The organism is Legionella micdadei, assembly GCF_000953635.1.
In the GTDB taxonomy this organism is placed as follows: Bacteria; Pseudomonadota; Gammaproteobacteria; order Legionellales; family Legionellaceae; genus Tatlockia; species Tatlockia micdadei.
This window is the reverse complement of the sequence record NZ_LN614830.1, coordinates 1,316,804-1,335,115: the sequence shown is the minus strand read 5'-3', so window position 1 is coordinate 1,335,115 and position 18,312 is coordinate 1,316,804. Positions and strand designations below refer to the sequence as shown.

Genomic DNA, 18,312 nt, shown 5'->3' with positions numbered 1-18,312 from the left:
ATGGTAAATTCATATCAAAAAAAAAACACAATAAATTTTGCCTAACATTGTCCCTGCGCCTTTTCATAGATGAGTTTTCTGAAGGATCTTTGGATAAATTTTGTTTAGTCGGTGCTTTATAATCTGAAGAGCTGCAGTCCACCAAAATACTGAAAATCAGTTGGTTATAACGATGCGAGGAGATGTGCTTTAATATTCGCCAGGCACATTTTCATAGATTAGTTTATCCAAAGGATCTTTAGAGGCATTGGGTTTGGGTGGGTGCTTTAAAATCTTAATCGCCTCAATTGCATCGGGTTGGCCAGCTGCCGCAGCACGATTAATCCAGATCCAGGCCTGTTCCCTATTTTCGGTGACACCCTGGCCATAATAATACATGTACCCCACTGCATATTGTGCATCAGGCTGCCCTCTATCGGCTTCCGGTTTTAGGTGAATGAAAGCATCACGGTAGTTTTGCACGTGAAAGCATGCTATACCTTCCCTTAAATTTGCGTCTCTAATGACACAAGCGACTTCAGGCAAAGTTAGAAAAAACAGCAAGGCCAATCGCAGCACAAAGTACATATGTTTTTATTCCCCAATCAACGGCTTCGCCGGACTATCGAAGATTAATTCATTTTTAGGCAAACTTAAACTCTCAAGAGAGCCATTATGCAAAACGACAACGCCTTGTGCAGAAATATGTTTGATTACCGCTCCACCTGGTAAGGTATCGCCCACCAAATAATATTTCTCTTCCCCATTATTGGTACGGATGATCACTTGCGACTCCTTTTCCTTATCAGAGTACATTATCCCAACAACCTGCACATCCAACATTGACTGTTTAATCTCAGCCTCGGATAAATTGGCAGGGACATAATCCCCGAATAATGCGGTAGTAAACAGAGGTGAGCTAACAGTGAGCTCATTTTGTTGGGGTGTAATTGTCGGAGGCTGATTAACCATTTTTATGTGTCCAGGAGTACGAAAACCAGAAATTATTTCCCATAAAAATGCAAAAAGGGCAAACAAAAAAACAAAACTTGCAGCTATTTTTTTAGGTTCTTTAAAGTCTAATAGGAAAAATTTCATTGGCTTTATTACTCTATGAATTCTAGGGCATGATTTTTGCTAGTACTATAAACAATTACTTAGAGGATACAACATGCAAGAACACCAGGAACCCTCTCATGTCCAGTTAGCGACCATGTCACGTTGGTATGTTGTTTCTCGAGCTATTCATACTGTAGCAAAGCTTGGCCTTGCTAACCATATGTCATTCAATCCAATGAAAGTCAAGGACTTGGCTGAAGCATCAGGCACGAACCCAGAATTATTGGGCCGTTTACTCAGGTTTCTCAGTGCCTACAATATTTTCAAACATGAAGATGACAGTTATTCACTTACCGAATTATCATTGCCCCTGCGTGATGACGCCCCTAATTCAATTCGTGATGTGTTGTGCATGGTTGATGACTGTTGGTGGCAAGCTTTTTCTTGTCTTGATTTAAGCTTAAAAACAGGAATTTCGTCTTTTACTTTGCAGCATGGCGATGATTTCTTTAGCTATTTAAGCAAACACCCGGACAAGCAAACCAATTTTGACAAAGGTATGGCTAAACTCTCTACTTTCGACGATAACGCAATCGCTCAATCTTATCATTTTTCAGAATTTTTAGATTTAATTGACCTCGGTGGTGGACGCGGCGGCTTGATTAAAGCATTAGCGAAAAACTATCCGCACATACAATTAACTTTATTCGATACGCCAACTGTTATTGAACAACTTAATCCGGATGAGTTTCCCCCACAAGTACAACTAGTGGCAGGTGATTTTCTTGCTCATGTGCCTAAAGCTGAGGCTTATATTTTTAAAGGGGTACTTCATGATTTCAATGATCAATTGATGCTACAGATTTTGAACAATTGCTACAAACAAATCCCTAAAGATTCAATATTATTTATTGCTGAGCAAGTCCTCCCTGATAATGATTTACCTCACCCTAATAAAACTATGGATATCGTCATGATGGCTCTGCTAGGAGGGAGACAGCGAACGATCAAAGAATGGCAAAAATCAATAGAACCAGCGGGTTTCCATTATGTGGATAGCTATAAAACAAATACACTTTTTACTTTGATGGCTTTTAAACCTGAGAAATAATCGCTCCGCTAAAGCTACAGCCAAGAGTCGGGAGATCCCTCGCTTTGCTCGGGATGACAGGGTTGGTTTAAGTATGTCGTCCTGAGCGTAGCGAAGGATCTCCTAAATTAGGCTGCAGTCCCAGGAGTCGGGAAATCCCTCGCTTTGCTCGGAATGACAGGGGTTAGGTATGTCGTCCTGAGCGTAGCGAAGGATCTCCTAAATTAGGCTGCAGTCCCAGGAGTCGGGAAATCCCTCGCTTTGCTCGGAATGACAGGGGTTAGGTATGTCGTCCTGAGCGTAGCGAAGGATCTCCTAAATTAGGCTGCAGTCCCAGGAGTCGGGAGGTTCCTCGCTTTGCTCGGAATGACAGGGGTTAGGTATGTCGTCCTGAGCGTAGCAAAGGATCTCCTGAATTAAGCTGTAGTCGCAGGAGTTGGGGGGTTCCTCGCTTTGCTCGGGATGACAGGGTTGGTTTAAGTATGTCGTCCTGAGCGTAGCGAAGGATCTCCTGAATTAGGCTGCAGTCGCAGGAGTTGGGAGGTTCCTCGCTTTGCTCGGGATGACAGAGTTGGTTTAAGTATGTCGGCGTGAGCGTAGCGAAGGATCTCCGACCTATCAGCACAGCAACGATTCATATAAATCTTTCCAATCTGGATTAATAGTTTCTATCAGGGTATTCTTTTTACACCGAGCCCATCCTTTTATTTGTTTCTCTCTGGTTATTGCCTCTTTGATATCGGTAAATATCTCATAATATACCAATCGATCCACGTTATATTTTTGTGTGAAACCCTGCTGTAACTTGTGTTTATGCTCATAAACACGGCGTATTAAATTATTAGTTATACCAGTATAGAGCACATTCTTATATTTATTCGTTAAGAGGTAGATATAGTATTCCCTCATAATTATTCCTTAAGTGAAATTGGACTTTATCTGTGCTGGATGTTGATATTAGCATTGTGCTTATATTTTGAAAATCAGGAGATCCTTCGCTACGCTCAGGACGACATACCTAACCCCTGTCATCCCGAGCAAAGCGAGGAACCTCCCAACTCCTGGGACTGCAGCCTAATTTATGAGCTCCTTCGCTACGCTCAGGACGACATACCTAACCCCTGTCATTCCGAGCAAAGCGAGGGACCTCCCAACTCTTGCGTTGTAGCCAAACGAGAATTCATATCCTTTTTACAAAGCTCTCATTACGAATGATGTAGAAAAGAACTAAACACATGATGAGGATCAACCTCTTCTTTAAAATTTCGCCACTCTTTGTACAGTATACCGAAATGATTTTCCCAATAACTTTCCTGTAAATCGCGCCCTAAATACCCTGAAAGGTAGCGTTTTCCTCCTAACTTTAAAAAACGTGCATCCAATGCATTCATTGCTTGTAAACAACTCGCTAGTAATGCTGGGTTAACTCCAGGATTAAGAATCATTAATGCAAAAATATCCTTGGTCTTAGGGAGCATTAGGAAACCAGTTTGCTGCTGACTGGCTATAGGTACAATTTGCAAGACAGTCGCATAATGCAGAGGTAACTCTGCCAACACCTCATCAAGGCTATTTGCTAATATATTGCCTGGAATAAAACACTCATACCAAGGATGAAGTAAATCCCATTGACCAGTGATTTTCATGACTTCAAATCGCGGATCATGGCGATGAAGGTAAGAGTGGATTGATTCGTCTTGTTTATGGAGTAATTTCCAGGGTCTTAAGTTCCTAGATAAAGCAGTAAATTCCGGTGGATTAGTTTCATACTCCAAAGCAACATGGATGGCAAAAAGCCATTGGGCAAACGGTATTCGTTTGTCAGAAACTAATTTAGCTCCTTGGATAGACGGAGAACAAAAAGCTTCGATAAAATCTGCCTGATTTTTAAGCTCGGCCAGATCATTCAGCCATTGCTCTTTATCAAGATACACTAAAAAAAAGGTCCTTACCTTGCTTTGGCAAGGGCGAAGTTTAATACATGCCTTAGTTATTACAGCAAACTGACCTTGCCCTGATAGGCAAGCATAAAATAATTGAGAGTTTGAATCGACAACTTGCACGTCACCATCAGCAAGCACGACTTCCAAAGCTTTCACATGCGCAGTAACAGAACCAAATTTAAAAGAAGATGCTCCAACCCCGCCGGCAGACAAAACACCCCCAACCGATAAATGACAATTGTAAGGCAGAATGTAAGGTATCTGAGCGCTATTTAAAGAAATTTCTAACAATTGAGCCCAACTTGTATTTGCCTCGACCCAAATTGCATCCGTCTCCTTATCAAGCACGTTATTCAATTGTTCTAGATGCATAATAAGCCCACTCATTGATAAAGATTGCCCACCTTGGCTCAAACCATTACCTCTAAGCGTGACTGGGAGTTGGTGCTGATTGGCGAAGCTGAGAATTGCTTGAATTTTTTCGGTGGAAGGCGGTACGCAAACTGCTGCTGGATTTGACTGCGCTAATTTGCCAAAATCTTGCGCATAAAAAACAAGCGTATGCTCATCGCTGAGCATCGCTTGTCCAGTTTCTTTCTCACACTGCCTTATTTGTTGCATACTCCAGGGAGTTTGCTGCATATTGGTTCCTTTGCTTTGCCAATTCCAATCGATGGTTACATGCAAGAAGCAGTCCATCAAACATCTTGTTGAACGCATCGTAGCATCTGTCTATCATTTTTAATGCTTCACGTCTTACATGAATAGGCACTTGAATTTCATATAATTTTTTCTCCATTTCACCTTCGAATAAAGCATGTGCAAGCTCTACATCTAGATGGCTTGAAGAGAAATACTTAAGGTTTTTATCTTCTCCCGCTTTTTTTACTTGATTGACTACTTTCTCGAAGAATACATGACCTGAAGATTCGAGCGTCAATAGCAGGGTAATATTTAATAATTCATCATCGGCTTTATATATTTCTGACATGATTGAATAAGCTGCATCACGGGTGAGCTGCGATTCTTTACTATAGAGCCACGCCACATCATCACGGGAGCAAGATTTATCAGAAGATAAACCACTCATGTATTTTTTATCATGCAAGAACCATTTTTCGTGACCTGCATCTTCAAGCCGATGGTGGCGTGCGACCTTTTTCAAATAAGGATCACTCACCCTTTCTTCGTTGAGGCGCAAAATATCTTGGAAGGTCATTGCCCAAAAAGTTAACTCAGGGACAAAATAGCTAATTTCCTCTAAACTATCTAAATGAGTAAGTACTTCAAAGAAAGGGTGATTCATAAATTCTTGTTGTTTTGAATCAATATAAGCTTGTATCGTTTTCATAATAGTAGCCTCCGAGGCCTAAAAATTAACTGGACACTTCAGGTGTTGCACTCATCATGCCAATATTTTGCCCATTATGAGCAAATTTAAACCTGCTATTGTCTTTTTTACAGCCGAAAACCTCGGATAGCGCCAAAAAAATGTCTCCGATTCGACCGGTTTTGACAAAAAATTGACCAACAAACTCCTTTGATTTGAACTATATCGGCAAAATTAGCTTAAATTCGCCAATTTTTTGTCATACTGTTCCATTAACTTATCAATTTCACTCCAATCAATCTCTTTAATACACCTCACATTGTTACAAATTTTATGTAATAACTCCGTTTGCAGCTCCCCATGCGCTTTTGCTAATGCATACGGAGTATTAGTAAACATAACCAACACATGTTTAGAAACATATCTGTCAGGATAACGATGCATGAGTTCCTGCTCAATCTGTTTTCTTAAATTGAACTTTTCATCACGAATGTCGGTTTGAATTTCATGGTAATTATCCATCGACATTTCGGCGACAGCGTCTGTATTCATTTTGCGCGAAGCATAAAATGCAGGAATCACTTGCCGCCAATTATCATCATATTTATCTAAAAATTCATTTAAGATGCGACAGTCTTCAAAGGCGCTATTCATGCCTTGTCCAAAAAAAGGCACTATCCCATGCGCTGCATCACCTATGAGTAAACATTGATCTTCATAGTACCAAGGAGTGCATTTGATTGTACTTAAGTTGCCAATGGGATGCTCCATAAACTCCGGGATTAAACTAGGCATTGCAGAATATGCATCTGGGAACTGTTCTTCAAAGAAAACGCGAATAGAATTCTCATCTTCAAGATTTGCAAAACTATTTTTACCCTCTTTTGCCAAAAATAAGGTGCCAGTAATGGAGTTGTCGCGGTTGGGATTGCCCAGCAGCATAAACGATTCTCTCGGCCAAAGATGCAAATGCTCCAGCACAAAATCCTGAGTATGGTTTTTGGCGATTGATAGTTCTTTATAGCCATGAGGAAGAAATTCACGCATTGCTTTGATAAGCCGCTCGTTTACAAGGATCTCGCGGACATTGGAGCCAGCACCGTCTGCGCCAATCAATAATTGATAAGCCTTCGTTACATGACTGCCATCCTTGTCCTCCAGGTATATCACTTTGTCATGCACATTGATACCTACTAGTTTCATATTAAAATGCAACCGTATAGAACGATAGCTCTCCGCTTTATTGAGCAATAACTCATTGAGTTCATTGCGCAAAATAGCGTTAATGTATTCATCCTTGTGACGACCAAATGCTTGGAATTTAATTTCACCGTTTAGCAAATGGATTGCTCTTGCCCTCATTGGCACCATAATTTTCTTAACTTCTTTCATAAGATTCACCCCTGCCAGCCCTGTTATACCGCGACAGGATAAAGCAAGGTTGATGGAGCGTCCTTGATCAACCTCCTTAACTCTTAAGTCAGGCCTCGATTCAAACAATTCCACCTTGTAACCACGCCTGACCAGATACAGTGATAACAAGATACCCGCTAAACCAGAACCAATAATGGTCACAGTTTTCATCATTCTCTCCATTGCCTATTCTCTCAGCAAGAAAATAAGATGTGCTAGCACCACACACACTTACTCCCGTCTGAGATGGGCTATCCCTAAAAGCTATACAGGCATTTAGCAGCTCTAAACCTCAAATTATTTAATAACTATTTTGAAAATTTTCCAGCATAAATCATACCGATCCTGATAATTAACAAAAACAATGACAGGGAGAATCAAGGGGGAATTTATTCAACTTAAGAATTTAACTAACTCGAGGCAAGGAAATGACTTAAATAGTCTTTTAGTTCATCAGGTACATTGGGTGGTTTAAAGTAATAGCCTTGGGCATAATCACAGCCATGTGCGAGGATAAAATCTTTTTGTAGCTCTGTTTCAACACCTTCTGCCAAAACTTCCAGATTCAAACTATGGCCCAAATTGATTATGGCACGGGCAATCGCCGCGTCATTCTCTTTATTAACCAATTCGTTTATGAATGATTGATCAATTTTTAACTTATCTACAGGGAATTGTTTTAAATAGGACAGACTCGAATAGCCAGTACCAAAGTCATCAATAACTAGCTTTATTCCCATATCTTTTAATTTATACATTGTATCGACGGCGTGGTCGATATCATCGACCAATAAGCTTTCCGTCAACTCTAATTCTAAAAATTTTGCAGCTAGCCCGGTGCGCTTTAGCACCTCATTTATCAGCTCGGGAAGATTAGTTTGACGAAATTGTCGACCGGATATGTTTACAGCAATACTCAGATTCTTATAGCCTTCTTTATGCCAACGAATTGCTTGAGTGCACGCTTCTTCAATAACCCATTTCCCAATATCGATAATTAGACCATTCTCCTCTGCCATACCGATAAATTCCATCGGTGATACTTGCCCGAGTAGATGACTATTCCACCTTATTAAAGCTTCAAAACCCACAATATGGTTCTTTTTCAAATCAATTAGTGGCTGATAGACAAGATAAAATTCATTATTTTTCATTGCGTCACGTAAAGCATTATCCAATTGCATGTGGTTGATAATGCGCCTATTCATTTCCTGATCAAAAATGCGATAACTATTACGTCCGCTATCTTTAGCGTGGTACATTGATAAGTCGGCGCTCTTCATTAATGATTCATAATCAAGCCCATCTTTAGGATAAAAACTGATTCCTATACTGCCGGTAACTTTTAGGCTGTGCTGGTCTATCTGAAACGGTTTTTCAATCAGATGTAAAATTTCTTGAGCCATTTGCTGGGCTTGCTGTTCACTGGTTAATTCAGGCAGCAGGATAACAAACTCATCACCACCAAGCCTTGCTACCGTATCAAAATCATTTGTTGCGATAAGCAATCGGTTAGAAACCGCTTGCAATAACTTATCACCAACACTGTGACCCAAGGTATCATTAGTCAATTTAAAGCGATCTAAGTCTAAAAATAGGAAACCAAGCAAGGTATTTTTTTTCTTGGCTTGCAAAATCGCTTGCTCAACCCTATCCATGAGCAAAACCCTATTCGGAAGTTCAGTTAAAGAATCATGGGTCGCTTGGCGAATAAGCTGCTTCTCCATTTCGCGTCGTTGGGTGATGTCATTGAGGATACAGACGTAGTGTCTGACTTGATTAAATGAGTCACTCACTGGCGCAACACTTAGCTCGCACCAATACAATTCTCCGTTACGGCGAAAACTTTCAAGCTCAACGGTCTCTTCACGTTGTTCTCTAATCGCCAAAGCGACGCGTTTTTGATTTACCTGATCCGCTTGAGAGCCTTGTAAATGCGCTAGATTTTGTCCAATTGCCTGCTTATCGGTGTATCCTGTGATGCGCTCAAATGCTTTATTGACGTAAATGATGGGCTGATTTGGTTTAGTAATATCGATTATCGCCACACCATGTGTGCTTGCTTCGATTGCCCTCTCACGAATACGTAATTCATCTTCTGACATCAAGCGTCGTGTAACATCACGAAAACTATAAACGCGCCCAACGATTTCATTGCCTACTCGCTGCGGCTGGGTATACCGTTCGAAAATTCGACCATCTTTAAAATGCAACAAAGGTAATTCACCTTCCCAATCTGGATTTTCATAGAGGTATTGTACATCAGCAATCACTGCTGCAGGATTACTTAGCTGCTCTAAAATATACTCAAAGCCGATACTTTCTTTTCCTGATTCAAGCATGTGCGAAGGTATACGCCACATTTCCACAAATTTTTGATTCCAATCCACTACCTGACCTTTGCCATTGACCATCATTATGCCGTCAGCCGTCGATTCCAAAGTAGCACGCAACAGCGATAAGTATTTTTCAAGTTCGATGTTCTTCTCGCGTATTTCACTCGTTTCAATGCGGATGTTTTCAGACAATGGTGCCTTGTTAGAGCGCTGAAATTCGGGTTGGTTGTGATACCATCTTTCGAGCAAAGAGGATAACTCTGGTGTAAATGATAAAATTCCAAGTTCTTCACAGACATTTGTTATTGAAGGCTCCTTGCCACGTTTTTTTATGGATTCAGCGGCAGAGGCAACTTTTTCATAATCAATTTCTTGCCTACTCATTGATCCCTCACTAAAATTGACTCCAGTGCGAAGCAATTTTTTTTTAGATACTTATTAAATCTAATGTTTCACTTAAATTATTATATACTGCTCCCATGATTTTTGCCTGGCATGCTTTTTTTCAGATAAGGAATAGGTAATGGACAAGACTCACTTTGATACCCGAGCTATACACGCAGGACAGCAACCCGATCCAAGTACCGGTGCCGTTATGACACCAATATATACAACATCCACTTACCGCCAATCAGCGCCAGGCGTGCATCAAGGCTATGAGTACTCGCGTACTCGCAACCCTACACGGGATGCTTATGAGGCGTGTGTCGCTAGCCTTGAATCAGGCCAACGTGGATTTGCTTTTGCTTCCGGAATGGCTGCAATAAATACAGTCATAGACCTTCTGAATGCAGGTGACCACGTTATTGCGACGAATGATTTATACGGTGGAAGCTTTCGCTTATTTGACAAGGTTAAAACAAGAACTTCGAACCTATCTTTTTCTTTCGTCGATATGACTGATGTGCGTCATATTGAAGCTGCAATTTCACCAAAAACACGCATGATCTGGGTTGAAACACCTTCAAACCCTATGTTGAAACTCGCTCATTTGCGTGAAATTGCAACGCTCGCCAAACAGCATAAAATAATCACGGTTGCTGATAATACCTTTGCCACCCCGTGGATCCAACGCCCATTGGAATTAGGCTTTGATATTGTCCTACACTCAGCAACAAAATATTTAAATGGCCACTCTGACGTCATTAGCGGCGTCGTTGTTGTTGGCGATCATCCCGAATTAGCGGAAAAATTAGCTTTCCTACAAAATTCTTGTGGAGGTGTCTCTGGCCCGTTCGATAGCTTTTTAGTGCTTCGCAGCATAAAAACGTTGTCTTTGCGCATGCAGCGGCATTGTGAAAACGCAAGGCATTTGGCGCAATGGCTAGAGAAACACCCTAAAGTCGCAAAAGTGATTTATCCTGGTCTTACTAGCCATCCCCAACACCAACTGGCCAAAGAGCAAATGCATGATTTTGGCGGCATGATTTCAATGGTGCTTAAAGGGGATTTAAACGACGCTAAACGCTTTCTATCTCGATGCGGGTTATTTACCTTAGCAGAAAGTTTAGGTGGGGTTGAAAGCCTAATCGAACATCCGGCAATAATGACTCACGCTTCAGTACCTGCACAAACACGAAAGGAGCTCGGTATAGAAGACGGTTTTATACGATTGTCGGTAGGGATTGAACACATCGATGATCTCATTGCCGATTTAAATTACGCTTTTGAATAAGCTTGGAGATTTTAATGTCTGAAAAAAGGAAAACTGGAGGACAACTGCATGGCCTTGCTGCATTAGTCATTCTAGTCTCAAGCACAGTATTATGGTTCATTCCAATTCTTTTTATTGGATTGCTCAAATTAATCCCCCATCGGCGATGGCAATCGATGTGCACTCGGTTAGTTGATGCGATTGCCACGGTTTGGTGTGATACTAACAATGCTTACATTGCCCGTACTCAGCAAATCAACTGGCAAGTGAGCGGTTTAGAAAATCTCAATCCTAAACACTGGTACTTAGTCATTGCCAATCATCAAAGTTGGCTCGATATCGTTGTGTTGCAGCGCCTTTTTAATCGGAAAATACCCACGCTAAAATTCTTTATCAAATCCCAACTGAAATGGGTTCCACTGCTAGGCTTTTCCTGGTGGGCTATGGGTTGCCCCTTTATGAAGAGGTATTCAAAAGATTATCTTGCCAAAAAGCCTCATAAGAAGGGTAAGGATTTGCAAGCAACCCGCAAGGCAATTGAGTTATTTAAGCATGCCCCAGCTACAATCATGAACTTTGTTGAAGGAACTCGGTATAGCCATCAAAAAAATAAGCTACAAAACTCCCCTTATCAGCATTTGCTAAAACCTAAAGCTGGAGGCATTAGCTTTGTAATCAGTGCAATGGGACAACAATTTAACAGCTTGCTTGATGTCACGATCATTTATTCAGGAAAACAATATTCTCTATGGGATTTTCTTTGCCGAAGGGTGGAAGCAATTAAAGTCCACATTCGTCAACTGCCCATCCCTGCTCAATTTACCAATCCAAATTTGGCGGATGATCAGGAAACACAAATCAAATTCCGAGATTGGCTGAATGAGAATTGGTTAGAGAAAGACAGTTTAATTGCAAGTTTGAAAGGTGGACTTTCAGGCCAAACCCTTACAATCTAAATCCATGTCGTATCGAAACGGCCATAGTTGTCAGGCGAACAAAAATTTTCCCCTTGCTAAAGAGCACCCCTATACCATAATAACTTTCTGTTTTTTATAAATTTTTTTAGCAGGCTAGGGTTATTGAGCATTCTTATTGTCTCTGCCACATCAGAAAAAATGGTCCTATTGTTGACAGCTATGGGTCTAAACGACCCAACCTACTTAGCTAACATTCCATTTCAAAACTGTGCTGCCTATTAGAGACGATGTCCTCTATGTCATTAATATCAAACCCTAAGCTTTCTTCTAAGGCAAATCCATATTTGTCAATGTAGGATTGAATCAAACGACCAAGAGATCCCTGTTTCAATGCCCCTAGATCTTTCTCAGAGACCTTCTCACTTTCTCCTTTAAGCAAGCTAATCAAGTGCTGAGCAGCATCCAACTTATCTTTTCTAGTGTACTGATATCGAGCGAATAGAGACCACCCGTAGATTTCATCCCCCCGATTTCTCTCAATCGAATACTGCTCAAGTATCCAGACTAATGTATTAACGGGATTACGACAATTAAGAAAATCGATAAGCTCATCGACCGAATCTAATTCCCAATTACAGTGCAAGGCTCTTTTGAGCTCGACTTTGTTTTCTTCCAGGAACTCATCAATTCTATCGAACAATCGCCCATTATTAAGGGCAGCGCGATCCTTGTCTGAGATAAAGCGGTTAGAATTCAGCAATCCTTCAATAAAATGAGTGGATGCATCTAATTTATCCTGACGGGAATATTGGAGGAAAGTGAAGAAAACTTCGTCTTCACTCGCTCGCTCGCTTCTGTAGTTTCGAACTTCACTCATCAGCAATTCAATGGCATTTGGTAGAAAACGCCTCGTCCTGCCCATTTCTTGCTTAGTCCCAGGTTGAAGCGCTTCTTTACCTTTTTGTTCCTCTGAACGTCGGTGCCCGCCTTCTTCCTCTTGAGGTTTTTGTTCCTCTAAAAGGCGGCGTGCATCTTCCTCTTCTTTGCGCTTTTGCTCTTCCAAACGTCGGCGCGCGTCTTCCTCTTCTTTGCGCTTTTGCTCTTCTAAACGGCGGCGCGCATCTTCCTCTTCTTTGCGCTTTTGCTCTTCTAAACGGCGGCGCGCATCTTCCTCTTCTTTGCGCTTTTGCTCTTCCAAACGTCGGCGCGCGTCTTCCTCTTCTTTGCGCTTTTGCTCTTCCAAACGGCGGCGCGCGTCTTCCTCTTCTTTGCGTTTTTGCTCTTCTAAACGATGGCGTTCTTCCTCTCTACGCTTTAGTTCTTCTAACTGTTGGCGTTCTTCCTCTTTAGCAAGCCTATCAATTGCATCGAATACTGAGACGAGCCCATCTCTTTCCTCAAAATAACCTGGTACTAAATTGTTTTTAGCAAGAAAATCCCTTATGGCCATTACTTCATTACGTAATAGCTCATTGTTGACAACCCCTTGTATTTCTATTTCTGATGCGCTTGGGTTCTCTGAAAAGAATTCTCTCACTCGGGGTTGGATTTCTTCATAAGCTTTTTGCTCTTTCATGATTTGTGCATATAAGCCAAACTCATAAAAATGGTGCTTCAGATCAATTTTTTCTTTAACCATCTGCTCTTGAATAGCCATGATGAGTGCTTCGATTTCATTTTCTTTTCCTTTTAAGACAGCACTTAGTACCTCAGTACTTTTTGACAGTAATAAAGCATTAAGTTTATGCCGCGGATCTGAATGAATTTCTCGTTTAGAATGGTTGACTAAAGCCTCCATTAACTCGGTGCTATGTTCAGTAAGCCTGGTAATTAGCTCGTGATCAAATTCCTCTTGTTTTCTATCAATTAATAAAGCAATCACTACTGGCCATTCACCTGCAATTATGGCTGCATCGATGACATCTGTTAATTTGTAATGCTCGAGTAAGACCTTTCTAAGCAGGGGTTTGTCAAGGTATTTTGTAAAAAATCCAAGCCCAACATCGGATAGAGATGGTTTCCTATCGAGCTGCTTCAGCAATTCATCGAACGTTTCAGCATTCCCTTCATTCAATGCGCGCACGATGAGATTATTTCTTAATCCAGACGAGGCATTTTTCATAAATCCTGGATCAAAGACTAGTTCATCAACAGAACGATGAAGCGAAGCAAGTGCACTTGGAAATTTATGTTCTTTAATATACAAATAAAGTCGATTCAAAGCCTTTTTGTAGACAAGTTCATAGATATCTGCGGCATCTTTGTCCCCAAATAACATTTTTAGAGCAACGTGTTGTATTGTTTTATTTTTATAAGGTGGTTTTGCCAGTAATTTCTCGGCATTTTCCCCTAGAAGAATCTCAAAATACTCTCCTTTCCTTGTTTCATCCCCCAAGTTTATTGGATCTCTTAGTAATGCATTCGCAATATTAATGCTTTGATGAACACAAGCTTTAAGAAAGAGTTTTTCTTTATCCTGAGAAGCATACTCTTCCTTTTGCTGAAGCATTTGGAATAAACGCAGATCATTATGCTCGATCGCATAAGTAATAAACTGTTCATAATAATCATTTAGGTTTAAATGCGCAGAGAGAACGTAAACTAGATCAGAATTGCCACTTTTGAGAATTTTCTCAACATTTTCTGCTTCATTTTGCGCAAAAAATTTAGCGAAATCTTTGTTTTTTAATGCACCTGCTAACAGACCTGGGTTATTCGCTTTTAAGGCGAGCCTAAAGACACCTGAGGCTAGAAGCTCATCGTTTAGCTTCGCCCCATGCATCAACAATAAATGAGCACCGGTTGCGTTTTCTTCTTGAATGGCTTTCAGTAGAGGAGAACCTTCTACTCTGAAATAATCATTTATAACTGATGCTAACCGAGAGATAACTCTTTGATTATGAGCAACAACGGCAGAATTCAACAGTTCAATACAAACTTGACGCTCAGGAAGTTTGTTTTTTTCCAGAACAAGGGCAATTAATTCGAACTGCCCTTCACTAAACATACGCCTATAGGTTGGCGGACTAGCGAGCAAATGAGCGTAATTATCACTTAAATAAGTTAGGGCTGCCTGATTTTTGCTCGCTGAGGCTTCGACAAAGAGTTGATAAGCATCGTCTTTTGATAATGAAATAACGCCAGCCATCTTTTGCGCTAGAGCAAAATGATGGTTTAAAATGGCATACTTTAATGTGAATTGACAGATTGCTTTACCATCATTTTTTTCTAATGCTTGCGTCCAAAATCGCGTCAAGTCGCTTTCGCTTACTAAAGAAAAATAAGGTGTAATTTTAGCTAAATAAGAAGGTTGATTTTTATTATAGGCATCTTTCATGTTATCAAAAATAAAGCGATAACAAAAAGGTAAGTCTTTTATGGTTTCTTGAATAAACGCCTTATTGTTATAAACTAGCGCGGCTAAAAGGCATCTTCTTTGCTGCGGATAGTCGTATTGGCTCCATGCATCAGTAATAAAGCGGTATTTACCCAGCTCAATAAGTTGATCAGTTAACTCATAATCTTTGCTGCCCTTAGGCAGGATAGCACTGCTTTCAACTTTGGTGGCAAGTATTGCATTAACTCGGGGTAAATCACCATGCGTTGCCGCCAATTTTAATTGTTCGAGTTTATATTGCTCTGAAACCTTACAATCCATAGCCACTAAAAAATGCACTAAATCTGCATTACCATGTTTGCAAGCAAATTCCAACGCTTTCTCTTTTCCTTGTGCAGAGAGGCCGTTGACTTCTTCACTTTGTTTAATGGCTCGATTTCTTTCAAAACGCACAAGAACTTCAAACGCATTCATCCCATCGTGATCCTGGAAAAGAGAGGATAATTGTGGACCAAAACTATCAAGGGGTTCGTTCCCGGCGACTGCTCGCAAAAATTTAGTCCATTCAGTTTCTGGTTGGGTTTTCAGGGCAATTTTAAACACTTCACTGCTTGGATGCTGTAACGCATCGCGAAGTAGTGCCGGCTTAATTGTAAAACCATGATCAATCAGCAACTTCAAATTAAGCGGTGAAATTTTGGAAATCATTTCAGCATCAATTTCCAAACTATTCAGCATATTTCCTTCTTTTTTCAGCTTTCCTAGCCAAAATTGTAAAGTGCTGCGGTTATCGTTTTTAGCCGCTATCTCAATCAGAGGAACAATACGATCAGGGGAATAACGTAAAAGCTTTGTCTCGGTCAGGTAATTAATGCTCTCACCCTTTCCTTCAGCAGTAATACGCTCAAATAATCTTTTAGCTAAATCCAACGAAGTGATTTTTATACCGTATTTTCTATATAACTCAACCACGTGTACCAAATTTGCCAAATTATCGGATAATGCAGCTTGTTCAAGCAGCGAAGGTTCTGTATCACTGATTCCCTCTTTAAATTCTTGCTTCAGTGCCTCGCTGCCCTGTATTTGCAATTCGATTTTTTGCAGCATTCTATTTAATAAAGAAGTAGTTCCGTATTGTGCAGCGGTTGATAATACATTTAACTGCGAGGGCAGATCGGCTAAATGAGAAAAATATTTCCAAACAAAAGCATCTCTCTGATACCAAATTGCGAGTCCAATATCTTTTGCACTAACCTGGTCGTGACTTAAATAATGATCAAGAACCTCTTCATCATTAGCACCAAGTGCGAAAAAAAGCGAAGTGTTTTGTGCAACATCTCCCGCCTTCTTTGTAAAATCTGCTGGATCTTTTAAGCTGTTAGCTAAGATGTCCTTTTTATCAGGATACTGATGCGTGGTACTCGCATTGGGCTTTGCGAATACACGTACCTTAAAACCAATATCCCCTTTTTTGAAAAATAGGCAATTTTCCAATTCAGAGATGACCTCTGTGGCTGTATTGAATGTTTTAATATTGAATTTTGGTTCTCTTGTATCATTATCACCGTCTTCCTGGTAATTTGGATCAAAAACAATGTATTGATCATTTTCAAATGCCAGTCCTATCGCATGTTTATTTGCACTAACATAACAAGCACGGCCATTATTATGAATTTGTTCAAGGATTTTTGCCCAATTTATTTCACTTTCAACAAGACCAATATTGTATTCGTTTTTAAGGGGGGCACCATCGATGGTGATTACTTTATCTAGATCACCTTGATTGCTATTTTTGTTATATGCCTGAGGATTAAAAGCAATCTCCACTTCCAGAATAAATTTATCAAATTTTTCATCTTGCCCAATTTGGTAATTTTTAGGTGGGTCCGCTAATAATTTGCAAAGGCGGAAAAATTCGGGCAATTCGCCTTTTAAAAAATATTTAATAAAAAGGCTAGATAAACCGGCACATACTCCCCCATCATTTAGCTTTAACGAAAAACCTTTATGGCCTAAAAGGTTGTTAACGGAATTAATGATTTTACTTTGGGCCGGCATAAAACTTCTCCTGTACAACGCTCAAATGCAAAAAGTTAAATATTATACACTATGACTATTTTAAAGTCATTATGAAAAATGATTCCTCCTTGTAATCGCTATAATGTAAGACTATTGATAAAAATCAAGATACCATTTGATAAAACGCGCTATGCCTTCTTTAAAACCAATTTTAGGCAAATAGCCTAAGTCGTCTTGAAGTCGTTGAGTCGAAGCATAGGTCGATAAAACATCACCTGCTTGCATAGGAAGAAATTCCTTAACTGCTTTTTTGCCAATTGCCTCTTCGAGAGCCTCAATGTAATCCAATAAATTAATCGGATTACCACAACCAATATTGTAGATTCGGTAGGGCGCGTAACTACTTCCCGCATCGGGATCAAGAGCTGACCATTCTGAATTAACGGTTGCTACTTTATCAATAGCCAAAGATATACCGGCCACAATGTCATCAATGTAGGTGAAATCCCGTTGCATTTGGCCGTGGTTGTAAATCTTAATTGCTTTACCTGCAAGAATATCACGGGTGAACGAAAAAAAAGCCATATCAGGCCTACCCCAAGGCCCATAGACTGTAAAAAAACGTAATCCAGTGGTGGGTAGCTGATACAAATTGGAGTAAGCATGGGCTATAAGTTCGTTTGCCTTTTTAGTTGCTGCGTAAATTGTTAGCGGATGGTTGACGTTATCTGCTTCCTGGTATGGTTGAGACCCGTTTGCTCCATAAACCGAGCTGGTTGAAGCGTAAACCAAATGCTCGACTTGATGATGGCGACAAGCTTCAATGATGTTGGTAAAACCAACCACATTAGATTCTACGTAGACGTGAGGATTACTTAGTGAGTAGCGCACTCCTGCTTGAGCGGCCAAATTAACTACGCGTTGGGGTTTATGTTTAGAGAAAATCTCATTGACTGTATGCAAGTCATTGATATCAGCTTGATAAAACTGAAAATGAGGATAGGCTTGTAATTGCTCAAGACGGGCAAATTTTAAATTAACCTCGTAATAATCATTAAGGTTATCGATACCTATCACTGAGTCACCCTGCTCTAGGCGAATTTTTGCGAGATGAAAACCAATAAAACCGGCTGCACCAGTGACTAATAAATGCATTACTTTATCCGCTAGTTAAGATGGAGGGAGTATACCTAAGAAACTTCAAAATGCTATCAGTACGTGAACATGTCTTCCTC

12 protein-coding genes are annotated in these 18,312 nt (G+C 40.4%); 3 read left to right on the top strand and 9 right to left on the bottom strand.

Annotation, left to right across the window (positions count from 1 at the left end; translation table 11 throughout):
- Positions 1-189: 189 nt before the first annotated feature.
- Both LMI_RS05965 and LMI_RS05960 read right to left on the bottom strand, forming a co-directional pair.
- Positions 190-567: a tetratricopeptide repeat protein gene (locus LMI_RS05965; protein ID WP_082050712.1), complete on the bottom strand. Its 378-nt coding sequence runs from the start codon at positions 565-567 to the stop codon at positions 190-192.
- Positions 568-573: 6 nt separating this feature from the next.
- Positions 574-1,077 carry a type II secretion system protein N gene (locus LMI_RS05960; protein ID WP_045098981.1) on the bottom strand — a complete coding sequence of 168 codons (504 nt, stop codon included), beginning with the start codon at positions 1,075-1,077 and terminating at the stop codon, positions 574-576.
- Between the two features lie 73 nt (positions 1,078-1,150).
- Between LMI_RS05960 and LMI_RS05955 the strand changes: the two genes are divergently transcribed.
- Complete coding sequence (locus tag LMI_RS05955) at positions 1,151-2,149, top strand: methyltransferase (protein ID WP_045098980.1); 999 nt, start codon at positions 1,151-1,153, stop codon at positions 2,147-2,149.
- 597 nt (positions 2,150-2,746) lie between these two features.
- On the opposite strand, the gene LMI_RS05950 is transcribed toward LMI_RS05955, so the two are convergent.
- From LMI_RS05950 to LMI_RS05930, 5 genes are all read right to left on the bottom strand, one after another.
- Positions 2,747-3,037 (bottom strand): GIY-YIG nuclease family protein, encoded by a 291-nt coding sequence (locus tag LMI_RS05950; protein ID WP_045098979.1) that lies wholly within the window; start codon positions 3,035-3,037, stop codon positions 2,747-2,749.
- A 296-nt stretch (positions 3,038-3,333) separates the two neighbouring features.
- Positions 3,334-4,713: an FAD-binding oxidoreductase gene (locus LMI_RS05945; protein WP_045098978.1), complete on the bottom strand. Its 1,380-nt coding sequence runs from the start codon at positions 4,711-4,713 to the stop codon at positions 3,334-3,336.
- A complete protein-coding gene (locus LMI_RS05940; protein WP_045098977.1) occupies positions 4,670-5,422 on the bottom strand; it encodes a hypothetical protein in 753 nt (250 codons plus the stop codon). The genes LMI_RS05945 and LMI_RS05940 overlap by 44 nt, the downstream gene beginning before the upstream one ends.
- Before the next feature lie 213 nt (positions 5,423-5,635).
- The gene (locus LMI_RS05935) at positions 5,636-6,985 is read right to left on the bottom strand and encodes an FAD-dependent oxidoreductase (protein ID WP_045098976.1); all 1,350 of its coding nucleotides are present in this window, start codon (positions 6,983-6,985) and stop codon (positions 5,636-5,638) included.
- A gap of 239 nt (positions 6,986-7,224) precedes the next feature.
- The gene (locus LMI_RS05930; protein ID WP_045098975.1) at positions 7,225-9,534 is read right to left on the bottom strand and encodes a bifunctional diguanylate cyclase/phosphodiesterase; all 2,310 of its coding nucleotides are present in this window, start codon (positions 9,532-9,534) and stop codon (positions 7,225-7,227) included.
- Positions 9,535-9,673: 139 nt separating this feature from the next.
- Here LMI_RS05930 and LMI_RS05925 point away from each other — a divergent pair, with 139 nt between their 5' ends.
- Positions 9,674-10,825 carry a cystathionine gamma-synthase gene (locus tag LMI_RS05925; protein ID WP_045098974.1) on the top strand — a complete coding sequence of 384 codons (1,152 nt, stop codon included), beginning with the start codon at positions 9,674-9,676 and terminating at the stop codon, positions 10,823-10,825.
- 14 nt (positions 10,826-10,839) lie between these two features.
- Positions 10,840-11,760 (top strand): 1-acylglycerol-3-phosphate O-acyltransferase, YihG family, encoded by a 921-nt coding sequence (gene yihG / locus LMI_RS05920; protein ID WP_045098973.1) that lies wholly within the window; start codon positions 10,840-10,842, stop codon positions 11,758-11,760.
- A gap of 208 nt (positions 11,761-11,968) precedes the next feature.
- On the opposite strand, the gene LMI_RS14845 is transcribed toward yihG, so the two are convergent.
- Both LMI_RS14845 and LMI_RS05910 read right to left on the bottom strand, forming a co-directional pair.
- Positions 11,969-17,116, bottom strand: coding sequence for a hypothetical protein (locus tag LMI_RS14845; RefSeq protein WP_052679468.1), 5,148 nt, complete (start codon positions 17,114-17,116; stop codon positions 11,969-11,971).
- Between the two features lie 111 nt (positions 17,117-17,227).
- Positions 17,228-18,232, bottom strand: coding sequence for an NAD-dependent epimerase (locus LMI_RS05910; protein ID WP_045098972.1), 1,005 nt, complete (start codon positions 18,230-18,232; stop codon positions 17,228-17,230).
- Between the last annotated feature and the right edge of the window lie 80 nt (positions 18,233-18,312).

What these genes read in the sequence shown, in the direction of transcription:
- LMI_RS05965 (WP_082050712.1), bottom strand. Translation starts at nt 567, where the DNA reads ATGTACTTTGTGCTGCGATTGGCCTTGCTGTTTTTTCTAACTTTGCCT.
- LMI_RS05960 (WP_045098981.1), bottom strand. Translation starts at nt 1,077, where the DNA reads ATGAAATTTTTCCTATTAGACTTTAAAGAACCTAAAAAAATAGCTGCA.
- LMI_RS05955 (WP_045098980.1), top strand. Translation starts at nt 1,151, where the DNA reads ATGCAAGAACACCAGGAACCCTCTCATGTCCAGTTAGCGACCATGTCA.
- LMI_RS05950 (WP_045098979.1), bottom strand. Translation starts at nt 3,037, where the DNA reads ATGAGGGAATACTATATCTACCTCTTAACGAATAAATATAAGAATGTG.
- LMI_RS05945 (WP_045098978.1), bottom strand. Translation starts at nt 4,713, where the DNA reads ATGCAGCAAACTCCCTGGAGTATGCAACAAATAAGGCAGTGTGAGAAA.
- LMI_RS05940 (WP_045098977.1), bottom strand. Translation starts at nt 5,422, where the DNA reads ATGAAAACGATACAAGCTTATATTGATTCAAAACAACAAGAATTTATG.
- LMI_RS05935 (WP_045098976.1), bottom strand. Translation starts at nt 6,985, where the DNA reads ATGAAAACTGTGACCATTATTGGTTCTGGTTTAGCGGGTATCTTGTTA.
- LMI_RS05930 (WP_045098975.1), bottom strand. Translation starts at nt 9,534, where the DNA reads ATGAGTAGGCAAGAAATTGATTATGAAAAAGTTGCCTCTGCCGCTGAA.
- LMI_RS05925 (WP_045098974.1), top strand. Translation starts at nt 9,674, where the DNA reads ATGGACAAGACTCACTTTGATACCCGAGCTATACACGCAGGACAGCAA.
- yihG (WP_045098973.1), top strand. Translation starts at nt 10,840, where the DNA reads ATGTCTGAAAAAAGGAAAACTGGAGGACAACTGCATGGCCTTGCTGCA.
- LMI_RS14845 (WP_052679468.1), bottom strand. Translation starts at nt 17,116, where the DNA reads ATGCCGGCCCAAAGTAAAATCATTAATTCCGTTAACAACCTTTTAGGC.
- LMI_RS05910 (WP_045098972.1), bottom strand. Translation starts at nt 18,232, where the DNA reads ATGCATTTATTAGTCACTGGTGCAGCCGGTTTTATTGGTTTTCATCTC.